This is a genomic window from Peptacetobacter hiranonis (genome assembly GCF_008151785.1).
In the GTDB taxonomy this organism is placed as follows: Bacteria; Bacillota; Clostridia; order Peptostreptococcales; family Peptostreptococcaceae; genus Peptacetobacter; species Peptacetobacter hiranonis.
Genome location: NZ_CP036523.1, coordinates 121,169 through 142,212, shown reverse-complemented (window position 1 = coordinate 142,212; position 21,044 = coordinate 121,169). Strand labels below are relative to the sequence as shown.

The following is a 21,044-nucleotide window of genomic DNA, read 5'->3' as shown; positions in this document are numbered from 1 at the left end:
TACTATTATACCAAAAATAAAACCTCCTATAACATAGGAGGCCAAATTTTATTTCCCAAAACAGAAAAATTTCTCGCTTTGCGATTATTTAACTATCTTTTGTATTCTATTACTAATCTTCTATATGGATCAGTTCCTTCACTATATGTTATAACATATCTATCGTTCTGAAGAGCAGAATGTATTATTCTTCTTTCATATGGATTCATATAGTCAAGTTTTTTTGTTTTTTTAGTTTTAGCTACTTCTCTAGCCATTTTATTAGCATATCTTATTAAAGATTCTTCTCTTTTTTCTCTGTAGTTTTCTATGTCTACAAGTACTCTAGTGTGAGAATCTTTGTTTATCTTGTTTAAAGCTAGTCCTGTTAAGAACTGGATAGAATCTAGAGTATCTCCTCTTCTACCTATTAGACAAGCCGCTTCATCACCTTTTATATTTACTTTTATAAGGTTATCTTCCTGTTTAACTTCTACGTCAGCATTTACTTTTGCATTTTTTAGAAGTGTTTCTATAAATGACTTAGCAACATCTGTTTCTCTTTCTATAACAGTTATTTCATAAAGACCTTCTTTAGATCCTATAAATCCTAGGAATCCTTTGCTTGGAGCTTCTAACTCTACAACTTCTATATCTTCCTCTGATACATTAAGGTCTAAAAGGGCTTTTTTTACAGCTTCTTCCTGTGATTTACTTTTTATTTTTATTTTTTTTGCCATTTTTACTAGCCTCCTTCATATCAGCTTCAAATTTAGCTTTTAGAGGTTTTGTTACTATTACCTGCTGTAATATAGCGAATATATTACTTATTGTCCAGTATAAAGTAAGCCCTGCAGGGAATATGAATCCCCAGTAGAATGATAAACCTGCCATCATGTAAGTCATCATCTTCATCTGGCCATTAACCTGTTCTTTTGGAGTCATTATTTTCTGCATTATAAATGCACTTGCTCCAGATAATATAGCTAGTATAGTATCAGGATTTGTAAGATTCTGCATCCATAAGAACTGTCCATTAGCCTGATTGAAAGCAGCCTGGCTAGCAAATGCTCCTAGACCTACTGGATCTTTTAGTAGGTTAAATAGTCCTATTAATATAGGGAACTGTATAAGTAGAGGTAAACATCCAGCCATAGGGTTTATGTTTGCTCTCTGATATAGTTCCATTATTTCTTTGTTCTGTCTTTCAGGATTATTTTTGTATTTTTCCTGTATTTCATTAACTCTTGGTGTTATCTCCTGCATTGCAACAGTAGATTTAGTCTGCTTAATTGTAAGTGGCATTAATAGTAATTTAACTAAGAAAGTGAATAGTATAATTGCTACCCCATAACTTCCTGTAAAGCCATATATTGCCCCTAGAATGTTTCCAAATAATTTTCCTATTAAGTTGGTCACTTCTTGTACCTCCTACAAAATAGATTTACTTCAATGGATCGTAACCACCTGGATGGAAAGGGTGACACTTCGAAACTCTTCTTATGGTCAAATATAACCCCTTTAAAAATCCATATTTCTTGAATGCTTCTATAGAGTATTGAGAACAGGTAGGATAAAATCTACATGTTGGACCTTTTAAAGGTGATATATATTTCTGATAAAATCTAACCAAGACTATACATCCTTTTGCAAGAAGTTTTCCGATTTTATCTATATAATTCCTTATTTTATCCAATCTATAGGACCTCCTTTATTCATTCAAAAGCTTATTTTTTCTCATTAAATGATTCATTGCTTTTTCAATATCTTTATAAGTTGCATCCTTAGCAGCTACTCTGGAAATAAATACTAAGTCGTAGCCTTTCTTTATATTTTCATCGATATTTAATCGATAGCTCTCTTTTATTAGTCTTCTGATTCTATTTCTAGTTACCGCATTTCCTACTTTTTTAGATATAGAAATTCCGATTCTAGTTTGATCAGTTTTATTCTTTAATATATAGACTACTAAATATTTATTTGCAAAAGATTTACCGTGTTTATATATTTTTCTAAATTCGTAGTCTTTCTTAATACCTTTAGTGTTATTAAATTCCATAATTTCCTCCAATAAACACAGTTTAACTCGATAAATTTTACAAAAAAAGCCACTCTACAAGCGGCCTTTTTTTAATTAATGAGTTAATCTCTTTCTTCCTTTAGCTCTTCTTCTTCTTAACACGTTTCTTCCGTTAGCAGATCTCATTCTTTTTCTGAATCCGTGTTCTTTTTTTCTCTGTCTTTTCTTTGGTTGATAAGTTCTTTTCATTCTATAGCACCGCCTTTCACATTAATTTCCATTTATAAAAAATATACTTTTACCCTCAAAGTAAACATAACACATATTATTATAATTACTTTAATGGTTGTTGTCAACGAATTTTTCAAGTTACGTTAAAGAATTTTTACAATATTAATATATTCATTTAATGTAACATTTGACTTACAAATCTCCATCTTTTATTGAAGTAAAATTTTGCCTCATATTTTAAAAGTTTCCTTTATATTACCAAAATACACTAACAGCTTTCAACCCTTTTTTTAGAAACATTTTCTCTAGAAAAATATAAAATAAATTTTTCTAAAAAGAACTTGTTGATAAATTATATTTTTTTACTCTTTTATATTGTGGATAAGTTATTGAAGTTTACCTGTTATTCTGATATTATAATAATACTTGTTAATTATGTTGATAAATGTTATTAACATATCAACAGTTATACACAGTCTGTGGATATATCTGTGTATAATTTTAAATCACTCATCATAAAACGTTATTATTTCAATATTTTAGATGTGTTTAAAACCTTTATAACTATATAAACATATTTGTTTATATTTTTTTACTCACATCTACTTTTTTTAATTTATATAACATTTATCAACAATATTTCAACTATATCAACATAACCTATATTTTTTCAATATCCACATAAAATTTGTTGATAATTATGTTGAAAACTAAGCAACGGAAATTGGAGGATACAAATATGGACATCAATTCTCTGTGGGAAAAAGTACTTCAAATTTTAAAAGGTGAAGTTTCAGCTGCAGCCTTTAAAGCATTTTTTGCTACTGTAAAACCGCTTTTATTGCACAATGATACTTTATATATCTGTGCTAACAGCGATTTTAATAAAGATATTTTAAACAACAGATACAGCTCTATACTTGCTGGAGTTGTAAAAGAAGTAACTGCTAGGGATATAAAAATTGTAGTTTTAGATAATGAAAAAGAAATGGATTCTATACTAAAAGAGATTGATTCTAATCCCAAAAGCTCTGTAGCAAAATCTCCAAAGGCTCCTACTAAATATGAAAGTAATTTAAATCCAAAGTATACTTTTGATACTTTTGTCATAGGAAACAGTAACAGTTTTGCCCACGCTGCATGTGTTGCAGTAGCTGAATCTCCAGCAAAATCTTACAACCCTCTATTCCTTTATGGAGGTGTTGGACTTGGTAAAACTCACCTTATGCAAGCTATAGGTCATCATATATTAGAAGCCGATAGCACTCAAAAGGTTGTATATGTTTCTTCTGAAAAATTTACAAACGAGCTTGTAAACTCTATAAAAGATGATAAAAATGAAGAATTTAGAAACAAATATAGAAATGTAGATGTTCTTTTAATAGACGACGTTCAGTTTATAGCCGGCAAAGAAAGAACTCAGGAAGAATTCTTCCATACATTTAATACTCTTCATGAAGCAAACAAGCAGATAATAATTTCTAGTGATAGACCTCCAAAGGACATACCTACACTAGAAGAAAGATTAAGATCTAGATTCGAAATGGGCTTAATAACTGATATTCAGCCTCCAGACTTTGAAACTAGAATAGCAATACTTAGAAAGAAAGCTCAGATGGATAATACAGAGGTTCCTGATGAGGTAACTGATTATATAGCTAAAAATGTAAAATCTAACATAAGAGAACTTGAAGGTGCACTTACTCGTGTAATGGCATACTCTTCACTTACTAAAAAGAAAGTTTCTCTTGAAGTTGCAACTGAAGCATTAAAGGATATAATCGTATCTTATAATACATCTGAAATAAATGTAGTTAGAATTAAAGAAAAAGTCGCTGAAGTTTTTGATATAAAGATGGAAGATTTCAATTCTAAAAAAAGAACCAGAGCCATTGCATATCCTAGACAAATAGCTATGTATTTATCTAGAGATTTAACAGACCTTTCTCTTCCAAAAATAGGTGAAGAGTTTGGTGGTAGAGATCATACTACTGTAATACATGCTTGCGACAAAATAAGCAAAGACTTAAAAGAAAATATCGATTTAAAATTAAAAGTTGAAAAAATAATAAATGACTTAAAAGGATAAATTTAAATATCGGAATTATAAATTATAGTAGATAATAGTAAACTTTTAATATCTAATGTTGATAAAAACTATTCACATTATTCTTGTTGATAAATATAGAATAAAATGTTAATAACTTTTATCCATAATTTATCAACAAATTAATACATTGTTGTCAAGGTAGATATTCACAAACTATCTACAGAAGTTTTTATTGAAATTTAAACACATATCCAAATTATCAACATTAATAACACCCCTTACTACTATTACTACTAAGTTTCTTATATATTTATTTAGTTTTAAGGATAAAAAAGATATCCACAAAACAACTAAGGAGGAAAAAAATGAAACTTATATGCAATCAGAAAATTTTATCTCAAAAGATAAGTATAGTTCAAAAAGCTATAAATAGTAGAACGACAATAGAGCTATTAAAAGGTATCCTATTATCAACTGAGAATGGTGCTTTAAAACTTACTGGATCTGATGCAGAGATAAGAATAGAAACTTTTGTTCAGTCTGAAATAGAAGAAGATGGAAAAATAGTACTTGATGCAAAACTATTTGGAGATATAGTTAGAAAGTTACCTGATTCATTTGTACAGATAGAAACTGATGCAAATAATAATGTACATATCTATTGTGAAAACTCAAGATTTACTATAAAAGGACATTCAGCAGAAGAATATCCAGCTTTTTCAGATGTAGAAGAAAGTGAAATGTATTCTATTCCTCAAGAACTACTAAAAGATATGATAAAACAGACATCTTTTGCTATATCTCAGGACCAGACAAAACCTGTATTAATGGGAGAGCTTTTAGAAGCTGAAAATGGAAAAGCAAGCCTTGTTGCTATAGATGGATATAGACTAGCAGTTAGAAGCTGCTCAATAGATAGTTTTACAAAAGATATAAAAGTTATAATACCTGGAAAGACATTAGTTGATATAAACAGTTTAATGACAGGTGAAGGAAGCATAAATGTAGGATTTACTGAAAAAAATGCAGTATTTATGTTAGGAGATACAAAAGTAGTAACTAGATTATTAGAAGGAGATTTTATAGATTATAGTAGACTTCTTCCAAAAGAATATAATTCTAGAATAAAATTAAAATCAAAAGCACTTTTAAACAGTATAGAAAGAGCATCTCTTCTTTCTCAGTCAGAAAGAAATAACCTTATAAAATTATCTATAAGAGATGATGCAATGGTTATAACTTCAAATACTGATAGAGGAAATGTTTATGAAGAAGTTTCATTAGAGCTTGAAGGAGAATACCTAGACATAGCATTTAATTCAAGATATTTAATGGAAGGGCTTAAAAATATAGACAGTGAAGAAATATATATAGAATTTACAACAAATGTGAATCCATGTATAGTAAAACCAGTTGATGAAATAGATTACACTTATTTACTTCTTCCTGTAAGAATGTCTTCTAATATGTAATAAATAAAATTTTACAAAGTTTATAAAAAGCAGCTGATAATTTAATTTATTTCAGCTGCTTTTATTTTAAAAAATTAAAGAACGTATGTTTTGTATTTAACAGGCTTGAGGTAGCACATAAAAATATAATTATAAGGCTATCAAATCGAATATAAAGGCATATATATAAGCATATAGGGTATTTTGTCTTATAGTGCTTAATTTTTAAAAATATGGTATAATTATATAATTAGGTATCTTATGATTTACCGTTTATATTTTTTAAAGGAGGATCGAGTATGATAGAAATCAAAATAGATTCTGAATACATAAAACTTGATCAAGCTCTAAAATTAGCAGACATAGCCTCTACAGGAGGACATGCTAAATTTCTTATAGCAGAAGAGCTTGTAAAAGTTAATGGAGAAGTTGAAACAAGAAGAGGTAAAAAGCTTTTTGACGGAGATATAATTGAAGTTGAAGGCGAAATGATAAAAGTTGTAGCAGAATAGAGGAGAGTTTTTGTGAAACTAAAAAATCTTCAATTGGTTAATTATAGAAATTACGACAAGCTATATATAGAATTTAACGATAGAATAAATTTATTACTTGGATCTAATGGTCAAGGAAAAACAAATATAGCTGAATCCATATATTTACTCGCATTTGGAAAATCATTTAGAACGAATAGAGATAGAGAACTTATTAAGTTTAATACAGAAAATCTTTATGTCGGGGGTGGTTATGAAAAGAATGGAAGAAATGGAATGGTTGAAATAGCTATAAGTAAGGCTAAAAAGGGAATAAAGGTAAATAAAATACCTATCGTAAAATTAGCTGAGCTTTTAGGAAATATAAATGTCGTTATTTTTTCGCCTGAAGATTTAAGGCTAGTCAAAGACGGTCCTAAAATAAGAAGAAGCTTTATAGATAGGGAAATAAGTCAGATTGTACCTGGCTACTATGGTCTTTTGACTGGTTATAACAAAATTTTGGCGAATAGAAACAAGCTTTTGAAAAATATGAATCCTGATTTAAATCTTTTGGATGTATACGATGAAAGTTTGGCAGATTACGGAAGTAAGATTTTTATGTTTAGGAAAAAATTTATTGAAAGAATTGCTGAGATTTCAAAAGATATGCATGCTAGATTGACTGATAATAAAGAGGATTTAAATGTTATTTATAAAAGCCAGATTCAGATAAATGATGAATCTAGTGTAAAAGATAAGTTTATCAATATTTTAAAGGATAAGAGAAAGCACGATTTAGATATGAGAATCAGTGGATATGGGATTCATAAGGACGATATTTTAATCCAGATAAATGGTTTGGATGTTAGACTTTATGGCTCTCAAGGGCAGCAGAGGACAGCGTCTATATCGTTGAAATTATCTGAAATAGAACTTATAAATAGAGAAGTTGGAGAATATCCGCTTCTAATTTTGGACGATGTTTTTAGTGAGCTCGATGAAAAAAGACAAAAGCTTTTGGTCGACAATCTAAAAGATGTTCAAATGTTTATTACAACTGCTGAGTATCTACATAAAAACGTACTGGATATGAATAATACTACAGTTTTTTATATAGATAATGGAAAAGTAGTTAAAACGGAGAATGGAGGAAATTAAATGAAACAGGAATACGGTGCAAGTCAAATTCAGGTTCTTGAAGGTTTAGAAGCTGTTAGAAAAAGACCTGGAATGTACATTGGATCAACTGGTCCTAGAGGACTACATCATTTAGTGTACGAAGTAGTAGACAACAGTATAGATGAGGCACTTGCTGGAAATTGCTCAAAAATATACGTTGCTATAAATGCAGATGGAAGTATAACTGTAGAAGATGATGGTAGGGGGATACCAGTAGAGGTTCATCCAAAGACTGGATTATCAACTCTTGAAACAGTACTTACTGTTCTTCATGCCGGTGGTAAATTCGGCGGTGGAGGATATAAGGTATCTGGAGGTCTTCACGGTGTTGGGGTTTCTGTTGTTAATGCACTTTCTGAATGGTTAGTGGCTGAAGTTCACAGAGATGGAAAGGCTTATAGACAGGAATACAAAAAAGGAAATCCTCAGACTAAATTAGAGGTAGTTGGAGAATCAGACCATACAGGTACTATAATATCTTTTATGCCTGATGCAGAAGTTTTCGATGAAATAGAATTTAGCTTCGATACACTTGAATACAGACTTAGAGAACTTTCATTCTTAAATAAGGGTATAAAAATAATATTTGAGGATAAAAGAGAAGGTAAGGAAAAATATAGAGATTTCCATTATACAGGAGGTCTTGTTGAATACGTTAAATTCCTTAATAAGTCTAGAACAGGAATACACGAAGATATAGTATATATAGATAAAAAAGTAGATGATTGTCTAGTTGAAATAGCTATGCAGTACACAGATGGATATACAGAAAATATATATTCATTTGCCAATAATATAAATACTCACGAAGGTGGTTCACACCTTGCAGGATTTAAAGCTGCTCTTACAAAAACTATAAATGAATACGCTAAGAGAAATGGGGCTTTAAAAGATAAAGATTCAAACCTTTCTGGGGAAGATATAAGAGAAGGTCTTACAGCTGTTGTATCTGTAAAACTTCCAGATCCTCAGTTTGAAGGTCAGACAAAGACAAAACTTGGTAATACATTTATGAGAGGTATAGTGGATGGTGTTACTGTTGAGGAATTAGGATCATTCCTTGAAGAAAATCCAAATACAGCAAAAGTTATAGTTGATAAAGCACTTAGAGCACAGAGAGCAAGAGAAGCTGCCAAGAGAGCAAGAGAATTAACTAGAAGAAAAAGCGTACTTGAAAGTACTTCTCTACCAGGAAAACTTGCAGACTGCTCAGAAAAAGACCCATCTAAGAGTGAAATATTCTTAGTCGAAGGGGATTCTGCCGGTGGTTCTGCAAAACAGGGTAGAGATAGAAATACTCAGGCTATACTTCCTTTAAGAGGTAAAATTTTAAATGTTGAAAAATCAAGATTAGATAAAATATTAGCTTCTGATGAAATAAAAAATATGATAACTGCTTACGGATGTGGTATAGGTAATGATTTTGATTTAGAAAAAGCTAGATACCACAAAATCATAATAATGACCGATGCCGATGTCGATGGGGCACACATCAGAACACTTTTATTAACATTCTTCTTCAGATATATGAGACCTTTAATAGAAGAGGGATATGTGTATGCTGCACAGCCACCTCTATACAAGGTTACTAAACAGAAGAAAGAATACTATGTATACTCAGATAAAGAATTAGACGATTTACTTAACGAAATAGGTAGAGATAAATACGATATACAGAGATATAAAGGGCTTGGGGAAATGAACCCAGAGCAGCTTTGGGATACAACAATGAACCCAGAAACAAGAACTCTTCTACAGGTTACTATAGAAGATGCTGCAATAGCTGATGAAATATTCTCTATGCTTATGGGAGACAAAGTTGCTCCAAGAAGAGAATTCATACAGGAAAATGCAAAATATGTTAGAAATCTAGACGTATAGGAGAGGAGATAAAAAATGCAGGACGAAAAAAATACTAGCAGAATACTTCCGATAGAAATAGCTAGTGAGATGAAAAAATCTTACATAGAATACTCAATGAGCGTTATCGTCGGGCGTGCTCTTCCAGATGTAAGAGATGGATTAAAACCAGTTCATAGAAGAATATTATACTCTATGAATGAATTAAATCTTTCTCCAGATAAACCATATAGAAAATCAGCCCGTATTGTCGGGGACGTTCTAGGTAAGTACCATCCACATGGTGATAGTTCAGTATATATGGCAATGGTAAAAATGGCTCAGGACTTCTCAACAAGAGTTCCTCTAGTTGATGGTCATGGGAACTTTGGTTCAGTAGATGGGGACTCACCTGCTGCAATGCGTTATACTGAAGCCAGAATGAGTAAATTATCAATGGAATTACTTAGAGATATAGATAAAGAAACTGTAGACTTTGGGCCAAACTTTGATGAATCTTTAAAAGAACCACTAGTTCTTCCAGCGAGATTCCCTAACCTATTAGTAAATGGATCTAATGGTATAGCAGTTGGTATGGCTACATCTATACCTCCACATAACTTAGGTGAGGTAATAGATGCGACAGTTCATCTAATAGATAGACCAGATGCAGATGTTGAGGAATTAATGGGATATGTTAAAGGACCTGACTTCCCAACTGGTGCAATAATAATGGGAACTGAAAGTATAAAAGAAGCCTACAGAACAGGTAGAGGTAAGATAAAAGTTAGAGCTAGAGCTGAAATAGAAGAACTTCCAAAAGGAAAACAGCAGATAGTTGTAACAGAAATACCATATCAGGTAAACAAAGCTAGATTAGTTGAAAGAATAGCTGAACTTGTAAAAGATAAAAAAATCGAGGGTATATCAGACCTTAGAGATGAAAGTAATAGAAATGGTATGAGAATAGTTATAGAGCTTAAGAGAGATGTAAATGCAAACATCATCTTAAATAATCTATACAAACATTCTCAGATGGAAGAAACTATAAGTGTTATTATGATAGCACTTGTAAATGGAGAGCCAAAATGTTTAAATCTTAAAGAAGTTCTTCACTACTACATAGAACATCAGAAAGATGTTGTAACAAGAAGAACTAAATATGAGCTAAATAAAGCTGAAGCTAGAGCTCATATATTAGAAGGTTTAAAAATAGCACTAGATAATATAGATGCTGTTATAGAAACAATAAGATCTTCAAAAACTTCTTCAGAAGCTAAAGAAAAATTAGTTGAAAGATTCGGCCTAACAGAAATACAGGCTCAGGCTATCCTTGAAATGAGACTTAATAGACTTACAGGATTAGAAAGAGAAAAAATAGACGCTGAATACGACGAACTAATGAAAAAAATAGCTGAATTAAAAGAAATACTTGCAAGTGAAGAAGTATTACTTGGAGTAATCAAAGATGAAATAATAGAAATCAAAAATAAATACACTGATGAAAGAAGAACAGAAATTCAGCATGCAGAAGGTGAAATAGATGTTATAGACCTTATAGATGAAGAAGAAATAGCTATAACTCTTACTCACTTTGGTTATATAAAAAGACTACCTGCTGATACTTACAGAAGTCAGAAGAGAGGTGGAAGAGGAATATCTGCTCTTACAACAAGAGAAGAAGATTTCGTAAAACACCTAATAAGTACTACTACTCATAGTAGATTATTATTCTTCACTAACAGAGGTAGAGTATTTAGATTAAATGCATATGAAATACCAGAAGGAAAGAGACAGGCTAAGGGAACTGCAATAGTTAACCTACTTCAGCTTGGACCTGGAGAAAAAATTGCTACTCTTATAGATGTAGATGGAAAAGAAGAAAATAAATATCTTCTAATAGCTACTAAGAAGGGTATGGTTAAAAAGACTAAGATAAGCGACTTCAAGAATATCAATAAATCTGGATTAATCTCAATAGGTCTTAAAGAAGGCGATGAGGTTATAGGAGTTAAATTAACTGATGGCGAACAGGATGTTATGCTTGTAACTAGAAATGGTATGTCTATCAGATTCTCTGAAAAAGATGTTAGAGGTATGGGAAGAACTGCTATGGGTGTTAAAGGTATTACACTTGGAGAAGGAGATACAGTTGTATCTATGAGCTTAGCTAGTGAAGGTACTGATATGCTTGTAGTAAGTGAAAATGGATTTGGAAAGAGAACAGATCTTGAAGAATACAGAAGTCAGATAAGAGCTGGTAAAGGTATAAAAACTTACAACATATCTGAAAAAACAGGCTCAATCGTAGGCGCTGAAATGGTAGCTGAAGACGATGAAATGATGATAATAAACTCTGATGGAGTATTAATAAGAATCAAAGTAAATGAAATATCTATATTTGGTAGGGTAACTAGTGGAGTTAAACTTATGAATGTAGATGAAGAAGTTAGCATAGTATCTATTGCTAAAATAACTACTGATGAGGAAGATGAAACAGAAGAATAAGAAAATATTAAAGGGGTATGCTAAAAGGCATACCCCTTATTTTTATATATATTATTTTATAGTTATTTCAAGATTATTGTTTTCTGCCGTTACAGGAACAGTTGCATTTACAGAAGCGTTGTCTATTTCAACTGAGTAAGTTTTGTGTATTAAACAGTTTACAGGGTCTTCTGTTGTTATAACAAGTGCAAGACTATGTCCAGGTTTAACAGTATATCTAGTTGCATTTAGATATATGTTGTACTCATGGTATTCACCTTTTTTAAGCTCTATGCTGTTTATAGCAGTTTCTGGTTTATATCCAGCTTCTGGATTACAAAGGTCAGCATATGCACGAGTTATTGGGCGATAATTTTTATGAACAGTTTCAAATTCACAAAGGTCAAATGCTGGTAAATCTCCACCATTTATTACACCATTTTCCTGAACTTTTACAACAGGTATTATATTTCTTTCTGGATCTACTGTCTGTATACTGTCAAATTTTTCATCGCATACATCGTATAGCATAGCAACTAATTTAACGTCGTCCATTCTTCCAGTAACTTTAGAATCTCCAAGTTTCATAGTTAAAGAGTCGGCATCATTTCTGTTTTCAGGGTTGAAGTCATTTTCTATATTCCCATCTTTTAATGCAGCTTTTAAATTTAGATGAACAGTTCCCTGTATAGTAAGTTCTTCATTAAGAGGAGCTGTTACAAAGCGTTTATTCATATTTGAAGATTTAAGACTCATAGCTTCGTCAAAGTTTTCAGCACAAACACCAGCTGCTTCCCAATCGGTATCTATTACAGATACACCAGATTCAGCACTTTCTAGTTTCATAGAGAATGCAGTTTCCCAAGAATCACAAGCTTCCCATTTATTCTGGTCGTAGTTTGTCTGAACTAAAACTTCTGGCATTTCTTCTGCACAATTGTCTAAATCGTATAGATAATGAGATATCCATTTATTTACTATATCATCGTAGAAGTTTCCATCTATAAGGATACCGTAGTTTTTATTTGCCATAGTAGGAGTTATATGTGGTCCCTGATGAACTATTGTTTTAACTGTCTGTCCAGATTTTTTATATGCTTTATACATCATTTCAAACTGTTTTGTAGAAACATTTTCATCGTTTAATCCCTGAACTATTAAAGCAGTACATTTTATATTATCGTAGTTTAGACGGTAGTTTCCAGCACCCCAGAATTCTTCGTTGTAGTCAGAACCACAGCTTAACTGCTGAAGACTAAGTTCATGGTGGAATGCAGCTATATCATCTAATTCTTTTTCAGATAGAGTTTCATCATTGTATCTACTTGAGCAGAAGTAAGCAAGGAAGCTATTTAATACTTCTTTTGGCCAATAACGCTGAGAACCCTGCATATTCTGCTGGCTGTACCAGTCAGATATTCCTGCAACTGGAACTATTGTTTTAAGTCCTTCAACACCTGTTGTTGCAACAGCAAAAGGCATAGTTCCTGCATAAGATCTACCTGTCATTGCTACGTTTCCATTTGACCAATCAGCTTTTGTTTCTATTGTACCTTCTCTGTCTGCATAGGCAACACGATCTCCATGAAGCCATTCAACAACAGATTTGAAAGCATCTCTTTCAAATTCAGAACCAACAAAGTTGAAACCATCAGAACCAAGAGCACCAAAACCTGCACTTATGATTACTGCGAAACCACGAACAAGGTAGTAGTTGAAGTTTTCAAGGTTTTCATATACCATGCTATCGTTATTTCCTTTGTCTTTGTAATACCAATCAGAAGCATTTGATTTTAATGCAAGATCCATTGCACTTATAGAACCTGTAGGTATACGTGCAGGAACTTCTTTTTTAAGGTCTGCAAAGTCAAATTTTCTGTATTCTTTTTCTGCAACTTCTTTCATGTGGTCGTAACCATCTTCATTTACACCAGCACAGTATGGACGAGCTTCGAATAAAGATGCTGCTTTGTAGTTTCCTTCAACAGCACTTCTTGGAACCTGGATAAGAGTTTTTATAAGGTCTCTTTTTCCATCTCCATCCATATCGTAATCTGATTCAACATATACACAGTATCTTACTATTTCTGAAGTAGTTGGATCATAATTTTCTCCTGTTTTCCCATCAGTGAAAGGAAATACAGGCTGAGCCATTCCGTTTTCAAATACTGGAACTTTACTATATTTAGTCATAACTTTTCTCCCCCTTTGACTATAAGTATAAATATTTTATTCAACAATAAAACGTTTACAAAAATAGTATAGATATTATCGGAAAATTAGTCAACACATCAAAATAGACTATAAAAGTCTGGTATAGTGTTAATCTATATAGTTATAAATAGATATACTTATAAACAATAGCATTTTCAACTACTCCAATTGAAAATCATAAAGGAATTGTGTTAAATTTAAAATGTCAGATATTTTGAATACGTTTGGTTAGTAAATATCTAAAAAATTATGTTTTTAAGGGGGATTTTTGAAATGGCAGATTATCATAAAATGTGGGAAGATCTAGGTATGGATCTTGAAACTCATGACCAATTATGTGAAGTATTACCTCAGGCTTTTGGAGATGTTTATTTATCTCAGGAAAACCGTCCAGAATCAATGGATTACTATGATTTCGTAGTATCTGAAATACACGGTGTTAGACCAGCAGAACTAGTTGAACATCAGAAAAACGGTGGAAAAGTATTCGGTACTTTCTGTGTTTATGTTCCAGATGAAATAGTATTTGCAGCTAAAGCAATAGCTACAGGTCTTTGCGGTGGTTCTCAGTTCTGGGTACCAGGTGGAGAAAAAGTTCTTCCATCTAATACATGTCCATTAATAAAAGCATCAGTAGGTGCTAGATTAGATAGAACATGTCCATTCTTCCGTATAGCAGATATGTACGTTGGAGAAACTACTTGTGATGGAAAGAAAAAAGCATGGGAAATATTAGCTGAAGATGTCCCTGTTCATGTAATGGATTTACCTCAGATGAAGAGAGAAAAAGATATAAAAGCTTGGGCTGAAGAAATAAAAGACTTCAAAAAAGTTGTTGAAGAAGTAACTGGAAATGAAGTAACAGCAGAAAGCTTAGGAGAAAGTATAAAACTTATAAACGATAAGAGAAGAGCTCTTAAACGTCTATATGAATTAAGAAAAAATGAAAAATTACCAATAAGTGGTAAAGACGTATTATTAATATCTCAGATAGCATTCTACGATGATCCAACTCGTTTCACTCAGATGACTAATAAACTTTGTGACGAATTAGAAAAGAGAGTAGAAGAAGGTGTTAGTGTATTCCCAGAAGGAACTAAGAGAATACTTCTAACTGGTACTCCTTTAGCTATACCAAACTGGAAAATACACAACATAATAGAAACTAGCGGTGGAGCAGTTGTATGTGAAGAAATGTGTACTGGTGCTAGATATTTTGAAAATCTTGTAGACGAAACTCAGACAGATTTAGATGGACAGATAGATGCCCTTGCTAATAGATACATGGGTATAAACTGTGCATGCTTCACTCCAAATAGAGCTAGAATAGACGATATAATAAGATACGCTAAAGAATACAATGTTGACGGTGTTATAGATGTTAATTTAAAATTCTGTAGTACTTACGATGTTGAAGGATTCTTAGTAGAAAGAGAACTTAAAAAAGCAGGAATACCAGTTCTTGGAATAGAAACTGACTACACAGATAGTGATGCTCAGCAGATGAGAACAAGAGTAAGTGCATTCATAGAAATGCTTGAAAAATAATATATTGTTGTTAGAATAATAGTATATTATCATAGAGAACAAATTGTTCTTTAAAGCAAAGGAAATGATGTAAATGAAACAGTATTATGTGCTTTTTAACAACCATGAAAATGGTATGAGATTAAAAAAAGAACTAAATAATGCAAAGATAAAAGCAGTCATAGCTCCAACACCTAGAAAGCTTAGTAAATGCTGCGGAATTTCTCTTATGATTGAAGAGGAAGATATTGAGAGCATAAGAAAAATTGCAGAAGAAAAAAAAATAGAGATTTTGGAAATTGACTGGATTGAAAAGGACTTTAACGCATCTAGAGATAGATATTGTTAAGTTCAAAATATTAGTGTTTATAAAGAGGAGGTTCCTTTAGTTAGGGGTCTCCTTTTATTATTATCAAATCTAAAAATATATATTTATTTTTGTTATAAGTTGAAACAGTTTTTATAATTAAGTTATAGTTTTATATGTTATAATAATCGTATACGAAAAAAGAGAGGAGCTGATTTTCAATGAGCGGCAAAAAAGGTGGATTAATGATATTTGGTGCCATAGTAGGTTTTGTGGCGGGATTATTTTTAGCGCCTAAAAAAGGATCTGAACTTAGAAAGGATGCAAAAGAAAAATTTGAAGATATAAAAGAAAATCCAGAAGAAACTGTTAAAAATACTTTTGATTCTGTAAAGAATAGAATAAGTACTTTTTCAGAAACTTTATTCGAAGTAGATGAAGATGGATACGAAGACGTGGATTTAGAAGACGAAAATATAGTAATCAGCAGAACATTTAAAGAGGTTGAAGACGATATGGATGACGATATTGTTTTAGATACAGATAAAGAAGAGGAGCTTTAATATGAATGCAATTGGATGGCAGGTATGTGGAGTTTTATTAGGTGTTTCTGCTATAATAATTGCTGTGTATTTAGCAAAGACTTTAAACAGTGCATCTAAGACTATAGATAATGCAAATGGTCTTGTTACTAGAGCTACAAGAATAGTGGATGAAAATGAAAAAGATATAAATAATATTATTAATAATGTTTCATCTATAACAGATAGTGTAGACAGTTTAGTAGAAACTGTTAGCAGTATAGGAAGCTATATAAATATATTTGGTTTTATAAAGAAAAAAAGAAAAAATAAGAAGAAAAAAGATAAATAAGAAATTAAGGGTATTTTATGGGATATAATTTTAATTTGGAGGTGTGATATGTCGATAAAAATAGATTCATCTTTTAATGTAGAAGAGAATGTGTGGAATGTTGCTCTTATTGGAGAACTTGATGTTTCTAGTGCAGAGGTATTTAAAAAATCTCTTAATGATCTTGTTGATGAAAATTCTCAAAATATAAAAATAGACTTAGATAGATTAGAGTATATTGATTCAACTGGTCTAGGAGTAATGGTAGGCGTGCTAAAAAGATTGAAAGTCAATGGTAAGGGTATATACCTTAGTAATCCTAAAAGTAACGTAAGAAAGATATTAGAAATTACGGGGCTTGATAAAATATTTAATGTGGAGGGATAAAAATTGACTTATGAAACTATAAAAATGGAGATAAGTTCAAATCCAGAGTATGTAAGCATTATAAGACTTACTACTTCAGGAATAGCCAACAAAATTGGTTTTTCGATTGATGATATAGAAGATATGAAGGTTGCTGTTTCTGAAGCATGTACTAATGCTATAAAACACAGCGATGATGATAAATTTTTTATAACTTTTAAGATGTTTGAATCTGGAATTTGTATAGAGATAAAAGACAACGGTAAAGGTTGTGACGTTGAGGCTATAAAGGAGCCTGATTTAGATATGCCTAAAGAAAGTGGTTTAGGTTTATTTATTATAAAAACGTTAATGGACGAGGTAAGTATAGAATCAATAGAAAATGAAGGTACAGTTATTAGAATGACTAAATATTTAGGAGCTGATATTTAATGAAAAGTGTAGCAGGAGCTGCAAACTACCTGGACATGGATACAAAAGAGCTTTTTAGACTGTACAGTGATAACAAGGATATCGATATAAGAAATATTCTTATAGAAAGACATCTTTATCTAGCTAGAATACTCGCTAAAAAATACATAAATAAGGGTGTTGATTATGAAGATATATACCAAGTGGCTTCGCTAGCTCTTATTTATGCAATAGATAGATATGATATTAGCAAGGGATTTGAATTCTCTAGTTTTGCTACTCCTACTATTATAGGAGAAATTAAAAAATATTTTAGAGATAAAGTATGGACTATGAGAGTTCCTAGAAGAATTCAAGAGCTTAGTAAAAAGATAAGTAATGCTAAGATAGCGATTGAGCAAGAAAAGAAAAGACATCCGTCAGTTAAGGATATTGCTGAGTATATAGGATGTAGAGAAGAAGATGTTCTTGAGGCTATGGAAGCTTCATATAGTTATCAGCCTGTATCACTTGATGCGTCAAGTGGAGATGATTCTGAGGATGATCTTACTCTTTCAGATAGAGTTGGTGTTGAGGAAAAAGATTTTGGAAATATAGAACAAAAAGATTTTCTTAATAGATTTATGCAGACTCTAAATGAATTAGAAGTTAAGATTTTAGAAGATAGATTCTTCCATAATAAAACTCAGTCTGTTATAGCGACGGAACTTAATATCTCACAAATGACAGTATCGAGATTAGAAAAAAAGGTAGTAGAAAAATTAAGAAAAGAATACGAAAAAATATAGATGATATGTATGTGCTATTCAATGCTTTGAGTAGCACTTTTTATTTTTTGTTAAAGATAGGAATAGTAAAAAAATAAAAGCTTTTATCTATATATAAAATATTGGTTATAATTTAAAACTATACTTTATATAAAGTGTTGAAAATAAGGTTTTCAAGTGGTAATTTCATAGTTAGAGATTATAATTTTTTAGGGGGTCTAACTATGAAAGACGTAAGAGCAATGGCAGAAGCAACATCAAAAGGTATGGCAGATTTTGCAGCTAATAAACCAGAGATAGCACAGGGATTTGGACAGTTTGCAGGAGCAGTTTTATCAGATGGAGCTGTTGATTTAAAAACTAAAGAACTTATAGCAGTAGGTATAGCAGCTTTTAGTAGATGTGAATATTGTATAGTAGGACATGTAAATAATGCGTTTAAAGCTGGTTGTACAAAAGAAGAAATATTAGAAGCAGCTGGTGTAGCTATAGCATTTGGTGGTGGACCTGCTTCAGCATATGTAGCAACTACATTAATGGATGCTGTTAATGAGTTTGAAAAAGATTATAAATAATTTAATATTTATTAATATATCTATTTAGAAAAAATATAGACCAATGTAAATTAATACTTTACATTGGTCTTTTTATGTTATAGAATATATTTCATCACTTCGAAACAATCGAAAATAAACTTAAAAAAAAATTAAAAAAAGTTTTAAAAAAGTGTTGACGATTAATAAAGAAGATGGTAATATAATACTTGCGACGGCGATAAGTCGTCACAACAACTAAAGAATATGTGGTTATTATAGAAGAGAGGATACACCTGTTCCCATTCCGAACACAGAAGTTAAGCTCTCTATCGCTGATGGTACTTGGGGCGAAGGCCCCTGGGAGAGTAGGACGTAGCCACGTATATGTGCCGAAGTGGCGGAACTGGCAGACGCACAGGACTTAAAATCCTGCGGGACTTATCCTCCCGTACCGGTTCGATTCCGGTCTTCGGCACCATATTTTATATATAGTGGACCATTAGCTCAGTTGGTTAGAGCGCCCGGCTCATAACCGGTAGGTCTGGGGTTCGAGTCCCTGATGGTCCACCACTTTAAATGAACTTTGAAAACTGAACAGCAGATATATTTAGTTCGAACAAATAGTTCGAACGCCATACAAACCATGCCAGATATTTTGAGATAACATCTGAGCGGATTTAAATTGAAACTTAGGTTTCAACAAACTATTTTTATTTGAGAGTTTGATCCTGGCTCAGGATGAACGCTGGCGGCGTGCCTAACACATGCAAGTCGAGCGATTCTCTTCGGAGAAGAGCGGCGGACGGGTGAGTAACGCGTGGGTAACCTGCCCTGTACACACGGATAACATACCGAAAGGTATGCTAATACGGGATAATATATAAGAGTCGCATGACTTTTATATCAAAGATTTTTCGGTACAGGATGGACCCGCGTCTGATTAGCTTGTTGGCGGGGTAACGGCCCACCAAGGCGACGATCAGTAGCCGACCTGAGAGGGTGATCGGCCACATTGGAACTGAGACACGGTCCAAACTCCTACGGGAGGCAGCAGTGGGGAATATTGCACAATGGGCGCAAGCCTGATGCAGCAACGCCGCGTGAGCGATGAAGGCCTTCGGGTCGTAAAGCTCTGTCCTCAAGGAAGATAATGACGGTACTTGAGGAGGAAGCCCCGGCTAACTACGTGCCAGCAGCCGCGGTAATACGTAGGGGGCTAGCGTTATCCGGATTTACTGGGCGTAAAGGGTGCGTAGGCGGTCTTTCAAGTCAGGAGTTAAAGGCTACGGCTCAACCGTAGTAAGCTCCTGATACTGTCTGACTTGAGTGCAGGAGAGGAAAGCGGAATTCCCAGTGTAGCGGTGAAATGCGTAGATATTGGGAGGAACACCAGTAGCGAAGGCGGCTTTCTGGACTGTAACTGACGCTGAGGCACGAAAGCGTGGGGAGCAAACAGGATTAGATACCCTGGTAGTCCACGCTGTAAACGATGAGTACTAGGTGTCGGAGGTTACCCCCTTCGGTGCCGCAGCTAACGCATTAAGTACTCCGCCTGGGGAGTACGCACGCAAGTGTGAAACTCAAAGGAATTGACGGGGACCCGCACAAGTAGCGGAGCATGTGGTTTAATTCGAAGCAACGCGAAGAACCTTACCTAGGCTTGACATCCTTCTGACCGAGGATTAATCTCCTCTTTCCCTCCGGGGACAGAAGTGACAGGTGGTGCATGGTTGTCGTCAGCTCGTGTCGTGAGATGTTGGGTTAAGTCCCGCAACGAGCGCAACCCTTGTCTTTAGTTGCCATCATTAAGTTGGGCACTCTAGAGAGACTGCCAGGGATAACCTGGAGGAAGGTGGGGATGACGTCAAATCATCATGCCCCTTATGCCTAGGGCTACACACGTGCTACAATGGGTGGTACAGAGGGTAGCCAAGCCGTGAGGTGGAGCAAATCCCTTAAAGCCATTCTCAGTTCGGATTGTAGGCTGAAACTCGCCTACATGAAGCTGGAGTTACTAGTAATCGCAGATCAGAATGCTGCGGTGAATGCGTTCCCGGGTCTTGTACACACCGCCCGTCACACCATGGGAGTTGGAGACACCCGAAGCCGACTATCTAACCTTTTGGGAGAAGTCGTCGAAGGTGGAATCAATAACTGGGGTGAAGTCGTAACAAGGTAGCCGTATCGGAAGGTGCGGCTGGATCACCTCCTTTCTAGGGAGAATTATCTGCTGTTCAGTTTTGAAAGTTTATACAAACTTAATATGGGGGTGTAGCTCAGTTGGGAGAGCACTTGCCTTGCAAGCAAGGGGTCAGGAGTTCGAATCTCCTCATCTCCACCATTTGTACTTTGAAA

General features: G+C 33.3%; 20 protein-coding genes, 3 tRNA genes and 2 rRNA genes. 19 read left to right on the top strand and 6 right to left on the bottom strand.

From position 1 onward, the window contains the following. Positions 1–92 precede the first annotated feature (92 nt). The 5 genes from jag to rpmH all read right to left on the bottom strand — a co-directional run bounded on the left by jag (position 93) and on the right by rpmH (position 2,248). Complete coding sequence (jag, locus tag KGNDJEFE_RS00940) at positions 93–719, bottom strand: RNA-binding cell elongation regulator Jag/EloR (protein WP_006440952.1); 627 nt, start codon at positions 717–719, stop codon at positions 93–95. Beyond that, positions 691–1,398, bottom strand: a complete 708-nt coding sequence (locus KGNDJEFE_RS00935; protein WP_006440951.1) for a YidC/Oxa1 family membrane protein insertase — start codon at positions 1,396–1,398, stop codon at positions 691–693. The genes jag and KGNDJEFE_RS00935 overlap by 29 nt, the downstream gene beginning before the upstream one ends. A 25-nt stretch (positions 1,399–1,423) precedes the next feature. Continuing rightward, positions 1,424–1,666, bottom strand: a complete 243-nt coding sequence (gene yidD / locus KGNDJEFE_RS00930) for a membrane protein insertion efficiency factor YidD (protein WP_330360550.1) — start codon at positions 1,664–1,666, stop codon at positions 1,424–1,426. A 24-nt stretch (positions 1,667–1,690) separates the two neighbouring features. After that, positions 1,691–2,038, bottom strand: a complete 348-nt coding sequence (gene rnpA, locus KGNDJEFE_RS00925; protein WP_006440949.1) for a ribonuclease P protein component — start codon at positions 2,036–2,038, stop codon at positions 1,691–1,693. Between the two features lie 75 nt (positions 2,039–2,113). Continuing rightward, complete coding sequence (gene rpmH, locus KGNDJEFE_RS00920; RefSeq protein ID WP_006440948.1) at positions 2,114–2,248, bottom strand: 50S ribosomal protein L34; 135 nt, start codon at positions 2,246–2,248, stop codon at positions 2,114–2,116. 721 nt (positions 2,249–2,969) lie between these two features. Here rpmH and dnaA point away from each other — a divergent pair. The 6 genes from dnaA to gyrA all read left to right on the top strand — a co-directional run bounded on the left by dnaA (position 2,970) and on the right by gyrA (position 11,730). After that, entirely contained in the window at positions 2,970–4,319 is a 1,350-nt protein-coding gene (gene dnaA, locus KGNDJEFE_RS00915; protein ID WP_040410703.1) for a chromosomal replication initiator protein DnaA, read from the top strand. A 326-nt stretch (positions 4,320–4,645) separates the two neighbouring features. Continuing rightward, positions 4,646–5,752: a DNA polymerase III subunit beta gene (gene dnaN, locus KGNDJEFE_RS00910; protein ID WP_006440946.1), complete on the top strand. Its 1,107-nt coding sequence runs from the start codon at positions 4,646–4,648 to the stop codon at positions 5,750–5,752. A gap of 278 nt (positions 5,753–6,030) precedes the next feature. Further along, entirely contained in the window at positions 6,031–6,243 is a 213-nt protein-coding gene (yaaA, locus tag KGNDJEFE_RS00905; protein ID WP_006440945.1) for a S4 domain-containing protein YaaA, read from the top strand. 12 nt (positions 6,244–6,255) lie between these two features. Continuing rightward, the gene (gene recF / locus KGNDJEFE_RS00900) at positions 6,256–7,362 is read left to right on the top strand and encodes a DNA replication/repair protein RecF (RefSeq protein ID WP_006440944.1); all 1,107 of its coding nucleotides are present in this window, start codon (positions 6,256–6,258) and stop codon (positions 7,360–7,362) included. Beyond that, a complete protein-coding gene (gene gyrB, locus KGNDJEFE_RS00895; protein ID WP_006440943.1) occupies positions 7,363–9,264 on the top strand; it encodes a DNA topoisomerase (ATP-hydrolyzing) subunit B in 1,902 nt (633 codons plus the stop codon). A 15-nt stretch (positions 9,265–9,279) separates the two neighbouring features. After that, the gene (gene gyrA / locus KGNDJEFE_RS00890) at positions 9,280–11,730 is read left to right on the top strand and encodes a DNA gyrase subunit A (RefSeq protein ID WP_006440942.1); all 2,451 of its coding nucleotides are present in this window, start codon (positions 9,280–9,282) and stop codon (positions 11,728–11,730) included. A 51-nt stretch (positions 11,731–11,781) separates the two neighbouring features. Here the strand turns inward: gyrA and KGNDJEFE_RS00885 are convergent, their stop codons facing one another. Beyond that, entirely contained in the window at positions 11,782–13,902 is a 2,121-nt protein-coding gene (locus KGNDJEFE_RS00885; protein WP_006440941.1) for a CocE/NonD family hydrolase, read from the bottom strand. Positions 13,903–14,196: 294 nt separating this feature from the next. Here KGNDJEFE_RS00885 and KGNDJEFE_RS00880 point away from each other — a divergent pair, with 294 nt between their 5' ends. The 13 genes from KGNDJEFE_RS00880 to KGNDJEFE_RS00820 all read left to right on the top strand — a co-directional run bounded on the left by KGNDJEFE_RS00880 (position 14,197) and on the right by KGNDJEFE_RS00820 (position 21,030). Further along, positions 14,197–15,471, top strand: coding sequence for a double-cubane-cluster-containing anaerobic reductase (locus KGNDJEFE_RS00880; protein WP_040410702.1), 1,275 nt, complete (start codon positions 14,197–14,199; stop codon positions 15,469–15,471). Positions 15,472–15,544: 73 nt separating this feature from the next. Then, positions 15,545–15,799 (top strand): putative Se/S carrier protein, encoded by a 255-nt coding sequence (locus KGNDJEFE_RS00875; protein ID WP_006440939.1) that lies wholly within the window; start codon positions 15,545–15,547, stop codon positions 15,797–15,799. Between the two features lie 179 nt (positions 15,800–15,978). Continuing rightward, a complete protein-coding gene (locus tag KGNDJEFE_RS00870; RefSeq protein WP_006440938.1) occupies positions 15,979–16,320 on the top strand; it encodes a YtxH domain-containing protein in 342 nt (113 codons plus the stop codon). Position 16,321: 1 nt separating this feature from the next. Beyond that, positions 16,322–16,630, top strand: a complete 309-nt coding sequence (locus KGNDJEFE_RS00865) for a DUF948 domain-containing protein (protein ID WP_006440937.1) — start codon at positions 16,322–16,324, stop codon at positions 16,628–16,630. 48 nt (positions 16,631–16,678) lie between these two features. Continuing rightward, a complete protein-coding gene (locus tag KGNDJEFE_RS00860; RefSeq protein ID WP_006440936.1) occupies positions 16,679–16,996 on the top strand; it encodes an STAS domain-containing protein in 318 nt (105 codons plus the stop codon). A 3-nt stretch (positions 16,997–16,999) separates the two neighbouring features. Continuing rightward, a complete protein-coding gene (locus tag KGNDJEFE_RS00855; RefSeq protein ID WP_242649230.1) occupies positions 17,000–17,407 on the top strand; it encodes an ATP-binding protein in 408 nt (135 codons plus the stop codon). Then, the gene (locus tag KGNDJEFE_RS00850; RefSeq protein WP_006440934.1) at positions 17,407–18,174 is read left to right on the top strand and encodes a SigB/SigF/SigG family RNA polymerase sigma factor; all 768 of its coding nucleotides are present in this window, start codon (positions 17,407–17,409) and stop codon (positions 18,172–18,174) included. The genes KGNDJEFE_RS00855 and KGNDJEFE_RS00850 overlap by 1 nt, the downstream gene beginning before the upstream one ends. 203 nt (positions 18,175–18,377) lie before the next feature. Continuing rightward, positions 18,378–18,728, top strand: coding sequence for a carboxymuconolactone decarboxylase family protein (locus tag KGNDJEFE_RS00845; protein ID WP_040410701.1), 351 nt, complete (start codon positions 18,378–18,380; stop codon positions 18,726–18,728). Between the two features lie 226 nt (positions 18,729–18,954). Continuing rightward, positions 18,955–19,071, top strand: a 5S ribosomal RNA gene (gene rrf / locus KGNDJEFE_RS00840). Positions 19,072–19,077: 6 nt separating this feature from the next. After that, a tRNA-Leu gene (locus tag KGNDJEFE_RS00835) sits at positions 19,078–19,167 on the top strand. Between the two features lie 15 nt (positions 19,168–19,182). Further along, a tRNA-Ile gene (locus KGNDJEFE_RS00830) sits at positions 19,183–19,259 on the top strand. A 140-nt stretch (positions 19,260–19,399) separates the two neighbouring features. After that, positions 19,400–20,902 (top strand): 16S ribosomal RNA (locus tag KGNDJEFE_RS00825). A gap of 52 nt (positions 20,903–20,954) precedes the next feature. Then, positions 20,955–21,030 (top strand) — tRNA-Ala (locus KGNDJEFE_RS00820). Positions 21,031–21,044: the final 14 nt, after the last annotated feature.

Coding starts and splice junctions, on each gene's coding strand:
- dnaN (WP_006440946.1), top strand. CDS start 4,646: ATGAAACTTATATGCAATCAGAAAATTTTATCTCAAAAGATAAGTATA.
- KGNDJEFE_RS00870 (WP_006440938.1), top strand. CDS start 15,979: ATGAGCGGCAAAAAAGGTGGATTAATGATATTTGGTGCCATAGTAGGT.
- jag (WP_006440952.1), bottom strand. CDS start 719: ATGGCAAAAAAAATAAAAATAAAAAGTAAATCACAGGAAGAAGCTGTA.
- dnaA (WP_040410703.1), top strand. CDS start 2,970: ATGGACATCAATTCTCTGTGGGAAAAAGTACTTCAAATTTTAAAAGGT.
- rnpA (WP_006440949.1), bottom strand. CDS start 2,038: ATGGAATTTAATAACACTAAAGGTATTAAGAAAGACTACGAATTTAGA.
- KGNDJEFE_RS00850 (WP_006440934.1), top strand. CDS start 17,407: ATGAAAAGTGTAGCAGGAGCTGCAAACTACCTGGACATGGATACAAAA.
- KGNDJEFE_RS00880 (WP_040410702.1), top strand. CDS start 14,197: ATGGCAGATTATCATAAAATGTGGGAAGATCTAGGTATGGATCTTGAA.
- KGNDJEFE_RS00845 (WP_040410701.1), top strand. CDS start 18,378: ATGAAAGACGTAAGAGCAATGGCAGAAGCAACATCAAAAGGTATGGCA.
- gyrB (WP_006440943.1), top strand. CDS start 7,363: ATGAAACAGGAATACGGTGCAAGTCAAATTCAGGTTCTTGAAGGTTTA.
- KGNDJEFE_RS00875 (WP_006440939.1), top strand. CDS start 15,545: ATGAAACAGTATTATGTGCTTTTTAACAACCATGAAAATGGTATGAGA.
- gyrA (WP_006440942.1), top strand. CDS start 9,280: ATGCAGGACGAAAAAAATACTAGCAGAATACTTCCGATAGAAATAGCT.
- KGNDJEFE_RS00860 (WP_006440936.1), top strand. CDS start 16,679: ATGTCGATAAAAATAGATTCATCTTTTAATGTAGAAGAGAATGTGTGG.
- KGNDJEFE_RS00885 (WP_006440941.1), bottom strand. CDS start 13,902: ATGACTAAATATAGTAAAGTTCCAGTATTTGAAAACGGAATGGCTCAG.
- rpmH (WP_006440948.1), bottom strand. CDS start 2,248: ATGAAAAGAACTTATCAACCAAAGAAAAGACAGAGAAAAAAAGAACAC.
- KGNDJEFE_RS00865 (WP_006440937.1), top strand. CDS start 16,322: ATGAATGCAATTGGATGGCAGGTATGTGGAGTTTTATTAGGTGTTTCT.
- yaaA (WP_006440945.1), top strand. CDS start 6,031: ATGATAGAAATCAAAATAGATTCTGAATACATAAAACTTGATCAAGCT.